This is a genomic window from Bradyrhizobium genosp. SA-3, from assembly GCF_004212635.1.
In the GTDB taxonomy this organism is placed as follows: Bacteria; Pseudomonadota; Alphaproteobacteria; order Rhizobiales; family Xanthobacteraceae; genus Bradyrhizobium.
Genome location: NZ_PSRT01000307.1, coordinates 1 through 1,386, shown reverse-complemented (window position 1 = coordinate 1,386; position 1,386 = coordinate 1). Strand labels below are relative to the sequence as shown.

The following is a 1,386-nucleotide window of genomic DNA, read 5'->3' as shown; positions in this document are numbered from 1 at the left end:
CGGCGCTCCGCACATCAATGCGGCGCCGCGCGGCGGCAATGCGCCGGCCGGCGGTCCCGGCGGCGGCCATCAAAAGCACTAGGGTTGCCAAAAAAGCCCGGCCGCAGCGCCGGGCTTTTTCTTTGACCATCGCAAGGCCCTTACAATTTAAGTCAGTTCTTCGCCGGCAGATTTCATCGATCGTAATATCTCTACCGAAAGCTGTAAGCATCCACTCGGGGCAGCGGGGCACGGGAGGATGACGATGAGACAGAGCCAGGCGGAGATGCGCCGCCAAAATGTCGCGAAGCGGTCGATGACCAAGGAGGCCAAGCAGCTGTCCGGCCTGATTGCCGGACTGCGCAAATCGCTCGAAGCGATCCACAAGGAACGGGCGAGCGCAAAGCTTACCGGCGCCGAGATGGGCATGCTCGACGAGCGCCGCAACAATCTGCAGCTCACCATCGCAGCCCTCGACGATCGCCTCTCGGCGGTGCAGGGACTGATCAATCTCGGCCGGCCGCACGTGATCCGCGTCCACTAGCGGGGCTCGGACAGGCGCGATCGGTTTCCGTGACAGTCGTGACGGGGCCGGCGGCCGATTCAGCATGATATGACGACGCGCCTGGCGGCAAGCAGCCCGCGACAAGCAGGATCGCGTCCCTGATGCGGCGCGCGCTCATCCGGTTACCCGGCTGTGAGCGTGCCCGGCGCAGTGCTGCCTGCGGATGGCACCAAATTGCCACGCTCCTGGCGAATTGCCGCCAAAGCCCGCTGCCACGAGAGGAGCGGGTGCAGGCAACGCCAGGGGATTTGCATTGGCCTATAAAATGGTCGCAGAACGCGACAACGAGAAGTACAGTTTCGCCCGCGAGAGCCGGCTGCTCATTGTGGCCAAGGCAAGGGTGTGGGCCAGTGAGGGATGGCAGGTCGTCATCACTGATCAGGATGGCAAGGCCTACGCGCCGCCCGAATTCGATCAGCTATTGGCGGCGTAACCGCAAGACGGGCTAGGGGACAACATTGATTTCGCTGTTTCGACCAGGGCGCGGCTTGATCGCGCCCTTGATGACTCTTGCCGCCGCCGTCCTGACGACGACGGTTGCCGCCGCGCAGAACCTCGACGCCGGCAAGTCGCCCGCAAAGCTCTTTGCCGACGGTTGCGCGACCTGTCACCGCACCCCGCGGGGCCTTGCCAAGGGACGCTTCAGCCTGACGCTGTCCTGGTTCCTGAAGGACCATTACGCGACCAGTTCCGATTCCGCCAAGGCGCTTGCCGCCTATCTGGAGTCGGTCGATGTGCCGCCGCCGCGTCCTGCGGCCAAGCCCGGCGCAAAACCGCCGCGATCATCGCCACGTCCGCCCAAGGCGGTGCAGAGCCAATAGCCGGCTCGCGCAATGTCAGCC

The 1,386-nt window shown here is 64.5% G+C and carries 3 protein-coding genes; all 3 read left to right on the top strand.

Features of this window, described 5'->3' with window-relative positions; genetic code table 11:
* Positions 1-244: 244 nt before the first annotated feature.
* The 3 genes from CWO91_RS42190 to CWO91_RS42180 all read left to right on the top strand — a co-directional run bounded on the left by CWO91_RS42190 (position 245) and on the right by CWO91_RS42180 (position 1,365).
* Positions 245-523, top strand: coding sequence for a hypothetical protein (locus CWO91_RS42190; protein WP_165406084.1), 279 nt, complete (start codon positions 245-247; stop codon positions 521-523).
* A 274-nt stretch (positions 524-797) separates the two neighbouring features.
* A complete protein-coding gene (locus CWO91_RS42185) occupies positions 798-977 on the top strand; it encodes a hypothetical protein (RefSeq protein WP_128944298.1) in 180 nt (59 codons plus the stop codon).
* A 70-nt stretch (positions 978-1,047) separates the two neighbouring features.
* Complete coding sequence (locus tag CWO91_RS42180) at positions 1,048-1,365, top strand: hypothetical protein (RefSeq protein ID WP_165406085.1); 318 nt, start codon at positions 1,048-1,050, stop codon at positions 1,363-1,365.
* Positions 1,366-1,386: the final 21 nt, after the last annotated feature.

Excerpts from the sequence above, each read along its gene's own strand:
- CWO91_RS42180 (WP_165406085.1), top strand. The coding sequence starts at position 1,048 with ATGACTCTTGCCGCCGCCGTCCTGACGACGACGGTTGCCGCCGCGCAG.
- CWO91_RS42190 (WP_165406084.1), top strand. The coding sequence starts at position 245 with ATGAGACAGAGCCAGGCGGAGATGCGCCGCCAAAATGTCGCGAAGCGG.